This is a genomic window from Streptomyces brasiliensis (genome assembly GCF_014647875.1).
Taxonomy (GTDB): domain Bacteria; phylum Actinomycetota; class Actinomycetes; order Streptomycetales; family Streptomycetaceae; genus Streptomyces; species Streptomyces brasiliensis.
On record NZ_BMQA01000011.1, the window covers coordinates 77,659 to 94,218 of the forward strand.

Annotated in this window: 15 protein-coding genes; 10 read left to right on the forward strand and 5 right to left on the reverse strand. The window is 70.1% G+C overall.

Annotation, left to right across the window (positions count from 1 at the left end):
* Positions 1-8: 8 nt before the first annotated feature.
* Positions 9-602: a Uma2 family endonuclease gene (locus tag IEZ19_RS19090; protein WP_189312554.1), complete on the reverse strand. Its 594-nt coding sequence runs from the start codon at positions 600-602 to the stop codon at positions 9-11.
* A gap of 158 nt (positions 603-760) precedes the next feature.
* Here IEZ19_RS19090 and IEZ19_RS19095 point away from each other — a divergent pair, with 158 nt between their 5' ends.
* From IEZ19_RS19095 to IEZ19_RS19110, 4 genes are all read left to right on the forward strand, one after another.
* Positions 761-2,569: an ABC-F family ATP-binding cassette domain-containing protein gene (locus IEZ19_RS19095; RefSeq protein WP_189312424.1), complete on the forward strand. Its 1,809-nt coding sequence runs from the start codon at positions 761-763 to the stop codon at positions 2,567-2,569.
* A gap of 251 nt (positions 2,570-2,820) precedes the next feature.
* The gene (locus tag IEZ19_RS19100) at positions 2,821-4,710 is read left to right on the forward strand and encodes an outer membrane protein assembly factor BamB family protein (protein ID WP_189312425.1); all 1,890 of its coding nucleotides are present in this window, start codon (positions 2,821-2,823) and stop codon (positions 4,708-4,710) included.
* 59 nt (positions 4,711-4,769) lie between these two features.
* A complete protein-coding gene (locus IEZ19_RS19105) occupies positions 4,770-6,620 on the forward strand; it encodes an outer membrane protein assembly factor BamB family protein (protein WP_189312426.1) in 1,851 nt (616 codons plus the stop codon).
* Between the two features lie 276 nt (positions 6,621-6,896).
* Positions 6,897-7,595 carry a helix-turn-helix transcriptional regulator gene (locus IEZ19_RS19110; RefSeq protein ID WP_189312427.1) on the forward strand — a complete coding sequence of 233 codons (699 nt, stop codon included), beginning with the start codon at positions 6,897-6,899 and terminating at the stop codon, positions 7,593-7,595.
* Positions 7,596-7,656: 61 nt separating this feature from the next.
* Here the strand turns inward: IEZ19_RS19110 and IEZ19_RS19115 are convergent, their stop codons facing one another.
* Positions 7,657-7,983, reverse strand: coding sequence for a hypothetical protein (locus IEZ19_RS19115; RefSeq protein ID WP_189312428.1), 327 nt, complete (start codon positions 7,981-7,983; stop codon positions 7,657-7,659).
* A 29-nt stretch (positions 7,984-8,012) separates the two neighbouring features.
* On the reverse strand, positions 8,013-9,740 hold the full coding sequence (locus IEZ19_RS19120; RefSeq protein WP_189312429.1) for a sodium:solute symporter family protein: 1,728 nt from the start codon (positions 9,738-9,740) through the stop codon (positions 8,013-8,015).
* Positions 9,741-9,917: 177 nt separating this feature from the next.
* Between IEZ19_RS19120 and galT the strand changes: the two genes are divergently transcribed.
* From galT to galK, 3 genes are read left to right on the forward strand one after another with little or no spacing between them, the layout of a single operon-like run.
* Positions 9,918-10,979, forward strand: a complete 1,062-nt coding sequence (galT, locus tag IEZ19_RS19125; protein WP_189312430.1) for a galactose-1-phosphate uridylyltransferase — start codon at positions 9,918-9,920, stop codon at positions 10,977-10,979.
* Positions 10,976-11,938, forward strand: a complete 963-nt coding sequence (gene galE / locus IEZ19_RS19130) for a UDP-glucose 4-epimerase GalE (protein ID WP_189312431.1) — start codon at positions 10,976-10,978, stop codon at positions 11,936-11,938. The genes galT and galE overlap by 4 nt, the downstream gene beginning before the upstream one ends.
* Positions 11,939-13,099: a galactokinase gene (galK, locus tag IEZ19_RS19135; protein WP_189312432.1), complete on the forward strand. Its 1,161-nt coding sequence runs from the start codon at positions 11,939-11,941 to the stop codon at positions 13,097-13,099. It begins immediately after the preceding gene.
* Here the strand turns inward: galK and IEZ19_RS19140 are convergent.
* Positions 13,092-13,547, reverse strand: coding sequence for a GNAT family N-acetyltransferase (locus IEZ19_RS19140; RefSeq protein ID WP_189312433.1), 456 nt, complete (start codon positions 13,545-13,547; stop codon positions 13,092-13,094). The genes galK and IEZ19_RS19140 overlap by 8 nt on opposite strands.
* 260 nt (positions 13,548-13,807) lie before the next feature.
* Between IEZ19_RS19140 and IEZ19_RS19145 the strand changes: the two genes are divergently transcribed.
* The gene (locus IEZ19_RS19145; protein ID WP_189312434.1) at positions 13,808-14,581 is read left to right on the forward strand and encodes a LuxR C-terminal-related transcriptional regulator; all 774 of its coding nucleotides are present in this window, start codon (positions 13,808-13,810) and stop codon (positions 14,579-14,581) included.
* A gap of 155 nt (positions 14,582-14,736) precedes the next feature.
* Here the strand turns inward: IEZ19_RS19145 and IEZ19_RS19150 are convergent, their stop codons facing one another.
* Entirely contained in the window at positions 14,737-15,234 is a 498-nt protein-coding gene (locus IEZ19_RS19150) for a MarR family winged helix-turn-helix transcriptional regulator (RefSeq protein WP_189312435.1), read from the reverse strand.
* A 104-nt stretch (positions 15,235-15,338) separates the two neighbouring features.
* Between IEZ19_RS19150 and IEZ19_RS19155 the strand changes: the two genes are divergently transcribed.
* Positions 15,339-16,154, forward strand: a complete 816-nt coding sequence (locus IEZ19_RS19155) for a trans-aconitate 2-methyltransferase (protein ID WP_189312436.1) — start codon at positions 15,339-15,341, stop codon at positions 16,152-16,154.
* Positions 16,155-16,156: 2 nt separating this feature from the next.
* On the forward strand, positions 16,157-16,546 hold the full coding sequence (locus IEZ19_RS19160; RefSeq protein WP_189312555.1) for a VOC family protein: 390 nt from the start codon (positions 16,157-16,159) through the stop codon (positions 16,544-16,546).
* Positions 16,547-16,560: the final 14 nt, after the last annotated feature.

Sequence of the window (16,560 nt, forward strand, 5' to 3'; positions counted from 1 at the left end):
CGGGTGGCTCAGAAGCTGTCGATGGCGGTCAGGTCGATGTCGATGGGGTACGGCTTGTCGATCTTGATCCGATCGCGGTGCATGCCCATGTGCACATAGGACTTTGTGAGCGGGTCGAGCTCATAGACATGGATGACCAGGCTGCCGGTGGTTCCGGTCTGCTCGACGCGCCAGAAGCTGGGGATCCCGGCAGCGGCGTACTTCTGCGGTTTGGTCGTACGGTCGCGGGACTCCGAGTCGGGGGAGACGACCTCGACGGCGAGAAGGACGTCCTTGGCCTGAAACCTGGTCTGATCCAGCCCGGTGATCGCGTCGGCTCGGACCACGCTGACATCGGGCTCTGGGCCGTTGCGATCGTCCAGGATGACGGTCATCTCCCGTTCGACACTGAACTCCGGGGCGAGGGAGGAGCGCAGTCCTTTGACCAACAGGTCGATCACAAGGAAGTGGAAGCGGCGCTGCGGACTCACGAACACCAGGCTCCCGTCGATCAACTCCGTGTGCGGCGGGAGATCCGGCAGCGTGAACAGGTCGTCCACGGTGTAGCCGTCCTGCGGCGGCACCGGCCACTGGACGCGGTGCTCTACGGACTCGGCGGTCATGGTTCCTCCCATGGACGGGATCCTGCTGCCCCGCCCTCCACGGTAGCCGCCGCATCCCGATCACGTCATCACAGAGAGTGACCATCCCCTCGCGCCCCGCCCCCGCCCCCGCAGGCTCTACGCTTGAAGGCTGATCGATCCCCGCGCACAGGAGTGAAATGGCCGTCAATCTGGTCAATGTCGAGAACGTCAGCAAGGTGTACGGCACCCGTGCGCTGCTGGACGGTGTCTCGCTCGGTGTGTCCGAAGGGGACCGGATCGGGGTCGTCGGACGCAACGGCGACGGCAAGACCACCCTCATCCGGATGCTCGCCAAGCTGGAGGAGGCGGACACCGGGCGGGTCACGCACTCCGGCGGGCTGCGGATCGGCGTGCTCACGCAGCACGACTCGCTCGACCCGGCCGCGACCGTACGGCACGAGGTCATCGGCGACATGGCCGACCACGAGTGGGCGGGCAACGCCAAGGTCAGGGATGTCCTCACCGGGCTGTTCGGCGGGCTCGACCTGCCAGGCTTCCCGAAGGGTCTCGACACCGTCATCGAGCCGCTGTCCGGTGGCGAGCGGCGCCGTATCGCGCTGGCCAAGCTGCTCATCGAGGAGCAGGACCTGCTCGTCCTCGACGAGCCCACCAACCACCTCGACGTCGAGGGCATCGCCTGGCTGGCCCGGCATCTGCAGAACCGGCGCTCGGCGCTGGTGTGCGTGACGCACGACCGGTGGTTCCTCGACCAGGTGTGCACGCGCATGTGGGACGTGCAGCGCGGCGACGTGTACGAGTACGAGGGCGGCTACTCCGACTACGTCTTCGCCCGTGCCGAGCGTGAGCGCATCGCCGCGACCGAGGAGGCCAAGCGGCAGAACCTGGTCCGCAAGGAGCTGGCCTGGCTGCGGCGCGGCGCGCCCGCGCGGACGTCCAAGCCGCGGTTCCGTGTCGAGGCCGCCAACGAGCTGATCAAGGACGTGCCGCCGCCGCGCGACAGCTCCGAGCTGATGAAGTTCGCCTCGTCGCGGCTCGGCAAGACCGTCTTCGACCTCGAGGACGTCACCGTGCAGGCCGGACCCAAGGTGCTGCTCAAGCACGTCACCTGGCAGCTGGGCCCGGGCGACCGCATCGGTCTGGTCGGGGTCAACGGTGCCGGAAAGACCTCGCTGTTGCGGGCCATGGCCGAGGCTGCGCGCAGCGCGGGCGAGACGCAGCCCGTGGGTGGGCGGATCGCTGTGGGCCGGACGGTCAAGCTCGCCTACCTCTCCCAGGAGGTCGCCGAACTAGACCCGGCCTGGCGGGTTCTGGAGGCCGTGCAGCAGGTGCGTGAGCGGGTCGACCTCGGCAAGGGGCGCGAGATGACCGCCGGGCAGTTGTGCGAGACGTTCGGCTTCAACAAGGAGAAGCAGTGGACGCCGGTGGGCGACCTGTCCGGTGGTGAGCGCCGTCGGCTCCAGCTGCTGCGGCTGCTGATGGACGAGCCCAACGTCCTCTTCCTCGACGAGCCCACCAACGACCTCGACATCGAGACCCTCACCCAGCTCGAGGACCTCCTCGACGGCTGGCCCGGCTCGATGGTCGTCATCTCCCACGACCGGTTCTTCGTCGAGCGCACCACCGACCGGGTGTTCGCGCTGCTCGGCGACGCCACCTTGCGGATGCTGCCGCGCGGCATCGACGAGTACCTGGAGCGCCGTCAGCGCATGGAGGAGGCCGCCGCGGCGTCGTCCGCCGCCGCGGCGCCCCAGGCGGCGGCGCCGGAGAAGAGCGCCGCCGACCAGCGCGCCGCCAAGAAGGAACTCCAGCGCATCGATCGCCAGTTGGACCGCGTCTCCGAGAAGGAGACCAAGCTGCACGCGCAGATCGCCGAGAACGCCACGGACTTCGCGAAGGTGGCCGAACTGGACGCCCAGCTGCGCGACTTGGCCACGGAGCGTGAAGAGCTGGAGATGCGCTGGCTGGAACTCGCCGAAGACGCGTGACACGGGCGCGCACGCCGTGCCGTACGGCGTGCGCGATGCCCTCGGGGGTGCCTCGTGAAGGGGGCGTGAAGGCGCGTAACGGCGGCATCACGGGGCGGTCCTCCCTTGGGAACAGGGGCAGATACGGCCCTTGGAGCTGTCGGCCCGGGTGATAGAAAAGGGCGGTCCGAGAACCGTCTGAATACGACCTTGGGGCCGTCACGAACCTCGGGGCGTGGCTAAAAATCAGTGAAACAGGGGGAAGAGCGCTGATGACTCAGCCGCCGAATCAGCCGCCGCCGCAGGGCGGTTTCGGAGCACCGCAGGACCAGCCGCCGCAGGGCGGAGGTTTCGGCGCCCCGCAGCCGCCGCCCGCGCAGGGAGGTTTCGGCGCGCCCCAGGGCACGCCCGGAACACCGGCCACGCCTCCGCCGCCCGCCCAGCCGCCCCAGGCCCCTCAGACACCACCGCCCCCGCCGCAGCCCGGTTACGGCCACCCGCAGCAGCCCGGCCCCTACGCCCAGCCCGGACCGTACGGCACCCCGCCCACGCCCGGACCGTACGGCACCCCGCCCACGCCCGGACCGTACGGCACCCCGCCCACGCCCGGACCGTACGGACAGCCGCAGCAGCCGGGGCCGTACGGACAGCAGCCCGGTTACGGCTATCCGCAGCAGCCGCAGTACCCCGGCGCCCCCGGCACCCCGCCGCCCGGCGGTTCCGGCAACCCCTTCAAGGGGAAGCCAGCGCTGGTGATCGGCGCCGCGGTGGCCGCGCTGCTCGTCATCGGCGGCACCGTGTACGCCGTCACCAGTGGCGCCGACGACGAGAAGCCGGTCGCGCGGCAGTCCGACGACCCCAAGCCCTCCGGTTCCGGCTCCGCCTCGGCCGACCCGGCCAACCCCGGTGACGGCAGCGGCAACGGCGGCGAGGATCCCGAGGACCTCAACGCGGGCCGGCAGCCCGGCGAGGCGAAGGTGCTCTGGTACAAGTCGGCACCGGACGCGCCCGGTTCCGGCGCGGACGCCCCCGGCATGTGGATCACGGGGAAGACGGCGGTGAAGGCGGCGTACAAGCAGGTCTTCGCCTACAACGTGACCGACGGCAATCCGACCTGGTCCCCGATCGCCTTCCCGCAGAAGATCTGCGCGGTCACGCCGCAGAAGTCGGCGGACGACAAGGTCGTCGTGGCGTACATGAGCGGCAGCAGCGACCGCGCCAAGTGCAACCAGCTCCAGCAGATCGACCTGAACACCGGCAAGAAGGGCTGGAGCGGCGAGATCGCCGACGGCGCACTGTTCGACAGCACGGTCACCATCGAGCTGAGCGTGGCCGGCAAGACGCTGATGGTGGGGCGTTCGCAGTCGGGCACGGCGTACGACCTCGACACCGGGAAGAAGCTGTTCGACAAGAGGAAGTACGGCGCCGCCTGCTTCCCGACCGCGTTCGCGGGCGGCACGAACCGGCTGATCTCCGTGGCCTCCTGCGACGTGGGCGGCAGCAACGAGCACGACGAGATCCAGGAACTCGACCCGGCCACCGGCAAGGTGAAGTGGACCCAGCCGGTCAAGAAGGGCTGGCAGGTCGCGCGGACGTACTCCGTCGACCCGCTCGTGGTCTATCTGACCAACCAGGACAAGAAGGCCTGGAACATCTCCACCTTCACCGCCACCGGCGGCTTCCGCTCGGAGGTCAAGGTCAACGAGAAGTTCGCCCCCCAGTGCGGCTGGGCGATCCTCGAACGCGACCTGCAGGGCTGCAAGGGCGTGGCCGTCGACGCGGGCACGCTCTATCTGCCGACCGATACGACCACCGGCGCCAACGAGATCGTCGCGATCAGTCTCGCCGACGGCAAGGAGAAGTGGCGCGTGAAGTCCCCGGCGGACGAGTCGATGGCGCCGGTGAGGATCGAGGGCGGCAACCTCGTCGCGTACGTCAAGCCGTCGTACGACGCGGGCGGTCAGGTCGTGTCGATCCCGACGGCCGGCGCGAGCCACAAGCCGGTGAAACTGCTGCAGAACCCGCAGGGCACGGCGGAGATCGAGGACAGCTTCTTCGACGGTGCCGTCGACTGGGTCGACGGGCGCTTCTACATCTCCTCCACCCGGCTGACCGGCAACGACGACACGAAGGAGAAGCTGATGCTTGCCTTCGGCAAGTGAGACCGCGCTCCCCTTCCCCGCCGTCACCGCCGTCCCGCGCCCTTCCGAGGTAGCCCGCCATGACACAGCCGCCCCCGCCCCCCAACCAGCCACCGCAGCAGGGCGGTTTCGGCCCGCCCCAGGACCAGCCGCCCCAGCAGCCCGCGCAGGGTGGTTTCGGCGTGCCCACGCCGCCCGCCGCGCCCGCGACCCCGCCGGCCCAACCCCCTGCGGCCCCGCCGAACTTCGCCAAGTCCCCGGAGCAGGGGTACGGCTACCCGCAGCAGCCGCAGGGCGCTCCGCAGACGCCCCCGCCCCCGCCGGGGTACGGCTATCCGGCCGGCGCCCCCCAGACGCCGCCTGGGTACGGCTACCCCGGTCAGCAGCCGAACCCGTACGCCCAGCCCGCCGCGTACGGCCAGCAGCCCGGGTACGGCTACCCGGGGCAGCCCACCATGCCGATGCAGCCGCAGCCGGGTGCGCCCGGGGGACCGGCGAAGTCCAAGGCGCCGCTGTACATCATCGTCGCGGCGGTCGTCGCGATCGCCCTGATCGTCGGCGGCGGGATCTGGTACGCGGGCCGGTCCGACGACGGCAAGAAGGACGACACCGCGAACTCCAGCGGCGGCACGAGCGGCAAGGACACCGAGGGCGGTGGTGGCACGTCCGGCGGCGACGAGAAGGCGCCGGCCGACACCGCCTCCAAGGTCCTCTTCCAGGTCCCGATGCCCAAGGCGGACGACCTGTTCGTCACCTCGGGCTCGTGGCTGACCGACAAGGTGTACGCGAAGAGCGGCATCGCACAGATCGTCGGCTACGACCCCGACAAGGGCACCAAGCTGTGGACGATCCCGCTGTCCGGTCCGGTGTGCGCGGTCACCGACCACGTCACCGCGGACCACAGGACGGCGGTCGTCTTCCAGCCGAAGATGCCCAGGAAGAACTCGTCCGAGGGCTGCAGCCAGGTCGCCGCGATCGACCTCGACGCCGGCAAGGCACTGTGGACCAAGACGGTCAACTCCGGTGACTCTCCCGTCAATCTGGAGAACGTGACGGTCGCGCAGCACACGGTCGCGGCCGGCAGCACCAGCGGCGGCGCGGCCTGGGACATCGATACCGGCAAGGTGCTGTGGCAGCCGAAGCCGGCCGACACCTGCTACGACGCCGGGTACGGCGGCGGCGAGAAGCTGGTGGCGGTGCGCAAGTGCGGCTCGTACGGCAACCGCCAGCTGCACATCCAGACCATCGACCCGAAGTCCGGGAAGGTGATCTCCGAGTACAAGATGACTTCGGGCATCGAGTACGCCGCCATCGTGTCGACCGATCCGCTGGTCGTGGCCGCCGACGTCGGCGACAGCGCCGGTGACGGCAGCGGCATCTCGGACTACTTCTCCATCGACAACAAGACCGGCAAGCTGCGCACCAGGATCTCCGCGCCCGGTGACGAGTTCGGCGGCCGCTGCGACGGCATCTCGAAGATCGAGTACTGCAAGGGCGTCGTCGTCGGCCCCGACAAGCTGTACGTGCCGACCGAGGAGCACGATGGCTCCGGCGACAAGGGCAAGACCAACGAGATCATCGCGTTCGACCTGGCCGGCGGCAAGCAGACCGGGCAGCGTGCTGACGCGGGCGACGGTTACATGATCTCGCCGCTGCGCATGGACGGCACCAACCTGATCGCGTACAAGCGCCCGCCGTACGACAAGGGCGGCCAGATCGTCAGCATCGACGGCGGCTCCTTCAAGGAGACCACGTTGCTGGAGAACCCGGCCACCGAGTCGGTGCGCGACGCTGAGACCAGCATGTCGCCGGACTACGCGGAGATCCGCTACGCGCGGGGCCACCTGTACATGTCGGCGGTCTTCGCCCAGAAGTCGGTGTCCTCGTACGCCAAGCAGTATCTGGCGATCGCGTTCGGTACGAGCGGCTGACCGGGAACGCGCCCCGGCCCCGCGGCCCCGTCCCTGCTCAGGGGCGGGGCCGTGCGCGTACCGCTCATCACCCTCGAATGGCCGACAAGCCAGAGATTCCTCCGATCCGGGGCACTTCTCATCAGTAGGGGCAGCGCAACGTCGAACAAGCGTGTAGCTTCCGGGGGCATGAAGGTCAGGGGTGCCGGGGGGCCCTCTGTCCATGCGTCCCCGTGGGCATCCATAGTGGGGCATCCATCGGGGGGACTGGGGGGTTGCTCTGTGGGAGTGCGGCTCATGGTGGTCGACGACCACCGCTTGCTCGCCGAGGCGCTGGCCTCGGCACTCAAGTTGCGCGGGCACCGGGTACTCGCCGCGGCGGCTCCCGCCGCGGGCGCGGCGGACCTGGTCATAGCCCGCGCACCCGAGGTGTGCCTGCTGGGTACGGCGGCACCGGCCGAACCGGGTGTCTTCGACCCGGTGGTGAAGGTCAAGCGCGAGCGGCCGCAGGTCGCGGTCCTGGTACTGGGCCCGGTGCCGTCGCCGCGGGGGATCGCGGCGGCGTTCGCGGCCGGGGCGTCGGGATACGTACGGCACGACGAGCGCATCGAGGGGGTCGAGCGGGCGATCATGAAGGCCAGGGCGGGGGAGGCGGCCGTGGCGCCCCAGCTGCTGCAGGGCGCTTTCAGTGAACTGCTCAATCCTGTCGCGCAGCCCGATGACGAGGGGCAGCGGCTGCTGCAGATGCTCACGCCGCGGGAGGTGGAGGTGCTGGTGCGGGTGGCCGACGGGGAGGACACCCGGCTGATCGCGGCGGGGATGGGGATAGCGCCGTCCACTGCTCGGACGCATGTGCAGCGGGTGCTGATGAAGCTGGGGGTGGGGTCGCGACTCGAGGCTGCCGCCTTGGCCGCGCGGACGGGGCTGTTGGACCGGGCGGGGCCGTTGTCCGGCTCGGGTTCTTATCGGGAAACGGAAACGGGGCCGGAGCAGTAGTGCTCCGGCCCCGTGTGGGCGCCTGGTGTCGGTGCCCGGTGCGGCCAGAGCCGGAAGCTCGTCACCGACCGGGCTCGTCCTCGTCCGTGGGAACCGGCGGCGGAGTCGGCCGTAGCTTCAGCCAGGCCAGGAAGAACAGGCCCAGGAGCAGCATTCCCAGGCCCGTCCACAGGTTGATGTTGACTCCCTGGGCCTTGTCGATGGCGGACTGGGAGTCGGTCAGGCCGACGATCGTGACGATGACGCCGTAGAGGACGAACAGGCCACCGATGATGCGGCGCAGGTCGAAGATGCGGGCGGCGGTCGCGGACTTCTGCTCCAGCTCGGTGACTTCCCTCTGGACGTCGTGCTCGGAGAAGGGGCTGGAGTGCCGGGGGTTCTCGGTCATGGTCTCTCAAACTCCAGTCTAGATGGCCGTCAGAACGAGAACGGGATGTAGCAGGCGGCCGCGATGATCACAGCGCCCCAGCCCAGCAGGGCCGGCTTGCGGTACCAGGCGTCGTCGCCCTTGGCGGGCGCCTCGGCCATGCCGGGGATGGGGGTCCCCCCGGTCGAGCGAAGCCGAGACTGGGGGAGGGTGCCGTAGACGAGCCCCTGGAGTTCCTCGGTGCGCTTCGGCTTGGTGAACAGCGACACCAGGACCATGACGACCGTGCCGGCGACGAAGCCCGCGATCGCGGAGACGAAGTTGGCGCCCTGGTCGGAGGGGATGCCGATGATGTCCTTCTTGTAGAGGACGAAGTAGTTGATCATCGCGGCCGTGGTGCCGGCCAGCAGACCCCAGAAGCCCGACTTGGCGGACGCACGCTTCCAGAACATGCCGACGATGAACACGACGAACATCGGCACGTTGAAGAAGGAGAACAGCGTCTGCAGGTAGCTCATGATGTTCGAGAACGAGGACGCCAGGAACGCCGTGCCGATCGAGGCGAGCACGCCGACCGCCGTGATGAGGCGGCCGAACTTGACGTAGTACGCGTCCTCGCGGTCCTTGACCACGTACTTGGCCCAGATGTCCGTCGTGAACACCGTGTTGAACGACGACACGTTGGCCGCCATGCCGGCCATGAACGCGGCGAGCAGACCCGTCACCGCGATGCCGAGCACGCCGTTGGGCAGCAGCTCCTGCATCAGGTAGGGGATCGCGTCGTTGTACTGCAGGCCCGAGGCGGCGGTGCCGAAGTTCGGCACGAGTGCGGCGGCGACCAGGCCCGGGATCATCACCAGGAAGACGATGAAGATCTTCGGGTACGCGGCGATCAGCGGGGTGCGCTGGGCGGCGGAGAGGTTCTTCGCGGACAGGGCACGCTGCACCTCGGCGAAGTTGGTCGTCCAGTAGCCGAAGGACAGTACGAAGCCGAGGCCGAGCACGATGGTCAGCCAGTTCGCGCCCAGCGGGTTGGTGCTGCCGATGCCGGTGCCGCCCCATGCGGTGGTGAAGTCGTGGCCGTGGGTCGCGGTGAGCTTGTCGGTCAGACCGCCCCAGCCGCCGACCTTCTTCAGGCCGAGCACGGTGATCGGGATGAGGGCCGCCAGGATCACGAAGAACTGGAGCACCTCGTTGTAGATCGCGGAGGACAGACCGCCGAGGGTGATGTACGCCAGCACGAAGAAGCCGGCGACCACGATGGCCACCCACTGCGGCCAGCCCAGCAGCGCCTCGACGACGATCGCGAGGGCGTACAGGTTCACACCGGCGATCAGGATCGCGGCAAAGGCGAACAGGATCGAACTCAGCAGGTGAGCGGCCTTGTCGAAACGCAGCAGCAGGAACTCGGGAACCGAGCGCACCTTGCTGCCGTAGTAGAAGGGCATCATCACCAGGCCGAGGAAGACCATGGCCGGGATGGCGCCGATCCAGTACCAGTGGACGGTGTAGGCGCCGTACTGCGCGCTGTTCGCCGCCATGCCGAGGATCTCGGTGGCGGCCAGGTTCGCGGAGATGAATGCGAGGCCGGTGATCCACGCGGGCAGGGAACGCCCGGAGAGGAAGAAGTCGAGGCTGGTCTTCACCGAGCGGCGGGCCGCGAGGCCGATGCCGAGGACCACGACGAAGTAGATCGCCAGGATCGTGTAGTCGAGCCCGTTGGTGGGGAGCCGTAGGCCCTCCGCCAGGTAGGTGGCCGCATATGGATGGGTTTGCATGAGTACTCGCTTCGTTGCGCGAACTGATCCGTAGCGGAACGCACGCCTCCGCGTTCAGTAATTGAACATGTCCGATGGTGTTCTTTGTTTGATTGTGACTCCAGGAGGGGGTGTCGATTGTGGTCTGTTATGTTTGATTGTGTTGCATCATTGGGTGCGGGCGTAGAGGAGTCCGGTGTGAAGAAGACCTCGACCCGACTGGCCGACGGTCGTGAGCTGATCTACTTCGATCTGCGGGACGACACCGTCCGCGACGCGGTCGACCGGCGCCCGCTGGAGGCCACGGTCACCAGCTCCGAGATCCGCCGTGACGTGCTGCTCGGCGACTCGGTCGCGGTCGCCTCGCACCGCCAGGGCCGCACCTACCACCCGCCGGCCGACCAGTGTCCGCTGTGCCCCTCGCGGGGCGAGCGGCTGAGCGAGATCCCGGACTCGTCGTACGACGTCGTCGTCTTCGAGAACCGCTTCCCCTCGCTGTCCGGGGACTCGGGCCGCTGCGAGGTCGTCTGCTTCACCTCCGACCACGACGCGTCCTTCGCCGACCTGAGCCAGGAGCAGGCGCGTCTCGTGCTGGACGCGTGGACCGACCGGACCTCCGAGCTGTCGCATCTCCCCTCCGTCGAGCAGGTGTTCTGCTTCGAGAACCGCGGCGAGGAGATCGGCGTGACGCTTGGTCACCCGCACGGCCAGATCTACGCCTACCCCTTCACCACCCCGCGCACCGCGCTGATGCTCCGTTCACTCGCCGCGCACAAGGAGGCGACCGGCGGGGAGAACCTGTTCGACGCCGTCCTGGAGCGTGAACTCGCCGACGAGCGGGTCGTCCTCGAGGGTGAACACTGGGCGGCCTTCGTGCCGTACGCCGCGCACTGGCCGTACGAGGTCCACCTGTACCCGAAGCGCCGCGTCCCCGATCTGCTCGCGCTCGACGAGGCGGCGCGCACAGAGTTCCCCAAGGTCTATCTGGAACTCTTGAAGCGCTTCGACCGTATTTTCGGCGAGGGTGAGCCTCCGACCCCGTACATCTCCGCCTGGCACCAGGCACCGTTCGGCGCGCTGGAGGAGTTCGACGGTGTGACGCGGGACGACTTCGCGCTTCACCTCGAGCTTTTCACCATCCGCCGCACTTCCGGCAAGCTGAAGTTCCTCGCGGGTTCCGAGTCCGGCATGAGCGTGTTCATCAACGACGTGCCGCCGGAGCGCGCGGCCGAGCGACTGCGAGAGGTAGCGAGTTCATGAAGTACCTGGTGACGGGCGGGGCGGGTTACGTCGGCAGCGTGGTCGCCCAGCATCTGCTGGAGGCCGGGCACGAGGTCACGGTCCTCGACAACCTGTCCACGGGCTTCCGCGAGGGCGTGCCCTCGGGTGCCGCCTTCGTCGAGGGCGACATCCGCGACGCCGCCAAGTGGCTCGACTCCTCCTACGACGGCGTTCTGCATTTCGCGGCCTTCTCGCAGGTCGGCGAGTCGGTCGTGAAGCCCGAGAAGTACTGGGACAACAACGTCGGCGGCACCATGGCCCTGCTCGGCGCGATGCGCGAGGCCGGCGTGCGCAAGCTCGTCTTCTCCTCCACGGCCGCCACCTACGGCGAGCCGGAGCAGGTCCCGATCCTGGAGACCGCGCCGACCAGGCCCACCAGCCCGTACGGCGCCTCAAAGCTCGCCGTCGACCACATGATCACCGGCGAGGCGGTGGCCCACGGGCTGGGCGCGGTGTCGCTGCGCTACTTCAACGTGGCGGGCGCGTACGGCGCGTACGGCGAGCGCCACGACCCCGAGTCGCACCTCATCCCCCTGGTCCTCCAGGTCGCCCAGGGCCGCCGCGACGCGATCTCGGTCTACGGCGACGACTACCCGACCCCGGACGGCACCTGCGTCCGCGACTACATCCACGTCGCGGACCTGGCCGACGCCCACCTGCTCGCGCTGACGGCCGCGCGGTCCGGCGAGCATCTGATCTGCAACCTCGGCAACGGCAACGGCTTCTCCGTGCGCCAGGTCGTCGAGACCGTGCGCCGGGTGACCGGCCACCCGATCCCCGAGGTCGTGGCCCCGCGCCGGGGCGGCGACCCGGCGGTGCTGGTGGCGTCCGCCGACGCCGCCCGCGAGAAGCTCGGCTGGAACCCGTCCCGCGCGGACCTCGCGGGGATCGTCGCGGACGCGTGGGAGTTCGCACAGAAGATCGCGAAGGAGCGGTAAGTGGCGAAGCAGCAGGTGCGCGAGCGGTTCGTCGAGCTGTACGGCGCCGAGCCGGAGGGCGTCTGGTCGGCGCCCGGCCGGGTCAACCTGATCGGCGAGCACACGGACTACAACGACGGCTTCGTCATGCCGTTCGCGCTGCCGCACGTCACGACGGCGGCGGTCGCCCGCCGCACGGACGGCGTGCTGCGCCTGCACTCGGCGGACATCCAGGGCACCGCGGCCGGCGTCGTCGAACTCGCCCTGGACGCCCTCGCGCCGGGCAGCGACCCGAGCTGGACGGCCTACCCGGCGGGCGTGGTCTGGGCCCTGCGCGAGGCGGGCCACCCGGTGACGGGCGCCGACATCCATCTGTCCTCGACGGTCCCGACGGGCGCCGGTCTGTCGTCCTCGGCGGCCCTCGAGGTCGTGGTCGCCCTCGCCCTCAACGACCTGTTCGGGCTCGGTCTGATGGGCTGGAAGCTGGCCCGCCTGTGCCAGCGCGCCGAGAACGTCTACGTCGGCGCCCCCACCGGGATCATGGACCAGACCGCGTCGGCCTGCTGCGAGGAGGGCCACGCCCTGTTCCTCGACACCCGCGACCTGTCCCAGAAGCAGATCCCCTTCGACCTGGCCGCCGAGGGCCTGCGCCTCCTGGTCGTCGACACCCAGGTCAAGCACGCCCACAGCGGCGGCGAGTACGGCAAGCGCCGCGCGGGCTGCGAGCAGGGCGCGGCGCTGCTCGGCGTGGACGCCCTGCGGGACGTGCCGTACGACGGCCTCGACGAGGCACTGGCGCGGCTCGGCGACGAGGAGGTACGGCGCATGGTCCGCCACGTCGTGACGGAGGACCACCGGGTGGAGCGCGTGGTGTCCCTGCTGGAGGCCGGCGACACCAGGGCGATCGGCCCGGTCCTGACCGAGGGCCACGCCTCGCTGCGCGACGACTTCCGGGTCTCCGCACCCGAGCTGGACCTGGTCGTCGAGGTTGCCCTGTCCGCGGGAGCGCTCGGCGCCCGTATGACCGGCGGCGGCTTCGGCGGCTCGGCCATCGTGCTGGTGGAGGCGACGGACGTGGAGACCGTCACGAAGTCGGTGACGGAGGCCTTCGCCGCGGCGGACTTCGCGGCACCCCGGGTCTTCGAGGCGGTGCCGGCGGCGGGGGCACGGCGCGTCAGTTGAGCGTCTTCGTCAGCGTGTACTCCGTGATCCCCGGCGGATAGTCGGGGATCACGCACACCACCTCGTAGCCCTTCTTCCGGTAGAACCCCGGCGCCTGGAAGTCCCAGGTCTCCACGCGCGCGGACCGGCAGTCGCGTTCGTCGCGGGCCAGGCGTTCGGCCGTGGTGAGCAGCCGGGAGCCCAGGCCCGAGCCGCGGTGGCGGTCGTCGACCCACAGGTACGTCACGTGCAGCCATGTCGTCCAGGTGTGGCCGACGAGACCGCCCGCGAGTCGCCCGGCCTCGTCGGACGCCCAGACATGGAGCGGGAGTTCCCGTTCGCCCGGGGTTCCGCGCAGGGCACGCAGTACGGGCGAGGCCGCCGTATTGGTGTCCCGCAGCCGGGAACGGAGAAGATCGCGCCTCGCCTTGTCGACTTCTGCCTCAATACGAAACATGCGCCACACCATAAACGCGTCGGCCGGGCAGTTCTGCAAATCGGCTTCCGCTCGGGGCCCCCGCCCGTACTCTGATGAGCAGCGCCGGTGGGGGCCGGCGCGGATCAGGGGGCGAGACAGGCGGGTTCGACGCCCGCGGTGGGGGTAGCAGTCACTGCACGGCGGCGGCCGTGCGGCTGCGTCATCCGCGGGTGTCGTCTCCGCGCCGGGTCGCTGTTCCTCCGGACCTTGGAGTGTCCCCGGCTCATCTAGGGCTTGGGGAAGGGGGTTTCATGGTTCGCATCCGAGTCCTGGTCGTCGACGACCACCGTATCTTCGCCGAGTCGCTGGCAGCGGCCCTGGCGGCCGAGCCTGACGTGGAGGTGTCCGCGGCCGGCAGCGGTCCGGCCGCGCTGCGCTGCCTGGAGCGGGCGGTCTCCGAGGGCCGCCGCTTCGACGTGCTGCTCGTCGACGCCGACCTGGGCGGTCACGTGCCCGGCAGCCGGCCGGCCGTGCCCGTACAGGCGGGCAACGAGGAGGGCCTCGTCGACGGCATCTCGCTGGTCGCGGGCGTCCGTTCGGCGCAGTCCGGCGTACGGACGGTGGTCCTCGCCGAGAAGGACGACCCCCGGCGCGCCGCGCTCGCGCTGCAGGCCGGTGCCTCGGGCTGGGTCGCCAAGGACTGCTCGCTGTCCCGGCTGCTCACGGTGATCAGGGGCGTCCTGCGCGACGAGACGCATCTGCCGCCCGCCCTGCTCACCGGCGTCCTGCGGGAGTTGACGGCGGCCCGCAAGCACCGCACCGAGAGCGAGCGGCTCGTGGAGTCGCTGACCCCGCGCGAGCGGGAGGTGCTGCGCTGCATGGTCGCGGGACTCGGCCGCAAGGCGGTAGCCGAGCGCCTGTTCCTCTCCCCGCACACGGTGCGCACCCATATGCAGAACGTCCTGGGCAAACTGGGCGTCCACTCCACCCTCGCGGCGGTCGCGCTCGCGCGCCGGGCCGGAGTGGGACCGGCCGACCTGGGGCCCGCGGGGAGGATCAGGGCGGAGGAGACCAACAGCGCCTGACCGACGCCGGCAAGCGGGGGCGGCGGGGTGCTCCGCGCGAGCGGGTCCGGGCGTGGGGAGTCGGCGGCCGACGACAACGCCGCCGGGTGGGTACGCCCTCCGGGGTGGGTGCCGGCCCCGCGTCGCCGGCCGGATCCGCCCGGCAGGGCCTCGGCTCAGCCCGGGATGTTGTCGAACGGGGCCGTCAACTGGCGCAGCAGGCCCGCCAGTTCGCTCCGCTGAGCGCGGGAGAGTTCGGCGAGGATCGCGCGCTCCTGCTCCAGCAGGCCGGACAGGGCCTGGTCCGCGCGGTCCCGGCCCTCCTCGGTCAGCCGGACCAGCACGCCCCGCCGGTCGCTCGGGTCGGGCAGCCGCTCCACCAGGCCCTTCTTGGCCAGGCGGTCGATCCGGTTCGTCATCGTGCCCGAGGTGACGAGGGTCTGCGTCAGCAGTTGCCCGGGCGAGAGCTGGTACGGCGACCCCGCGCGCCTGAGCGCGGTCAGCACATCGAACTCCCAGGGCTCCAGCTGATGCTCGGCGAAGGCCAGCCGACGCGCCCGGTCCAGATGCCGGGCCAGTCTGCTCACCCGGCTGAGCACCTCGAGCGGTTCCACGTCGAGGTCAGGGCGCTCCCGGCGCCACGCAGCGACCAGCCGATCGACCTCGTCCTCCATGGCGATCAGTGTAGTGGTTGTGTCGACATGAAGTCTCTTGAGATGAAGTTTCTTGACTTCAAGTCTCTTGACGTCGAGATTAATTCCCTGGAAAGGTGGGCGACATGACCTCACCGACCTGGGACCCCGCCCAGTACCTCCGTCACGCCGGCCACCGTGCACGTCCCTTCGCCGACCTCCTAGCCCGCGTCCCGGGCCTCCCCGGTGACCCGCCTCGCATCGCCGACCTGGGCTGCGGTCCCGGCAACGTCACCGCCGTCCTCGCCGACCGCTGGCCCACCGCGCACATCACCGGGTACGACAACTCGCCCGCGATGCTCGACCAGGCTCTCGCGGAGCACGCGGGCCCCACCCCGGGCGGAGGCAGCCTCGACTTCGCCCACGCCGACCTGCGTGACTGGGCACCGACAGGGACGTACGACCTGATCGTGTCGAACGCGGCGCTGCAGTGGGTGCCGGACCACCTCGACTCCTTCGCCGGCTGGCTGGACGGCCTCGCCCCCGGCGGCGCCCTCGCTTTCCAGGTCCCGCACAACATCGACGCGCCCCTGCACGCCCTCATGCGCGAACTCGCCGCCACCCCGCGCTGGAAGGCCCGCCTCGGCGACGTGCTGCGCCGCGAGGACTCCGTGCACGACGCCGGCGTCTATCTCGACCGGCTGACCCGGCTCGGCTGCGCAGCCGACGTGTGGGAGACGACGTACTTCCATGTCCTGGAGGGCGAGGACCCCGTGCTGGACTGGGTCAAGGGCACGGGACTGCGGCCCGCGCTCACCGCGCTGGCCGACGACCCCCAGCAGCGGGACACGTTCGTCGCCGAGTACCGGGACCTGCTGCGCCGGGCGTACCCGGGCGCGGAGTACGGCACCGTCCTGCCGTTCCGCCGTCTGTTCGCCGTCGCCGTCAAGCAGGTGGCGTGAGCATGCTCGCCGCCCTCGACCATGTCCAGCTCGCCGCCCCGCCCGGCTCCGAGGACCTGCTGCGCACGTTCTACGTCGACGCCCTCGGCATGACCGAGATCCCCAAGCCGCCGGTGCTCGCCTCCCGTGGCGGCTGCTGGTTCCAGGCCGGCCTCGTGCAGCTGCACCTGGGGATCGAGGATGCCCCCGCCGGAGGCGGAGAATGCAGCTGGAGGCCCTCGAAGAAGGCGCATCCGGGGCTCAGGGTCACCGGCATCGAGGCGTACGCCGCCCGGCTCGAGGCCCATGGCGCACCCGTCACATGGGACCACGACCTGCCGGGACACCGGCGCTTCTACTCCACCGACCCCGTCGGCAACCGCCTGGAGTTCCTGGAACCCGGTCAGGCCTGACCGGGTCTGATCGG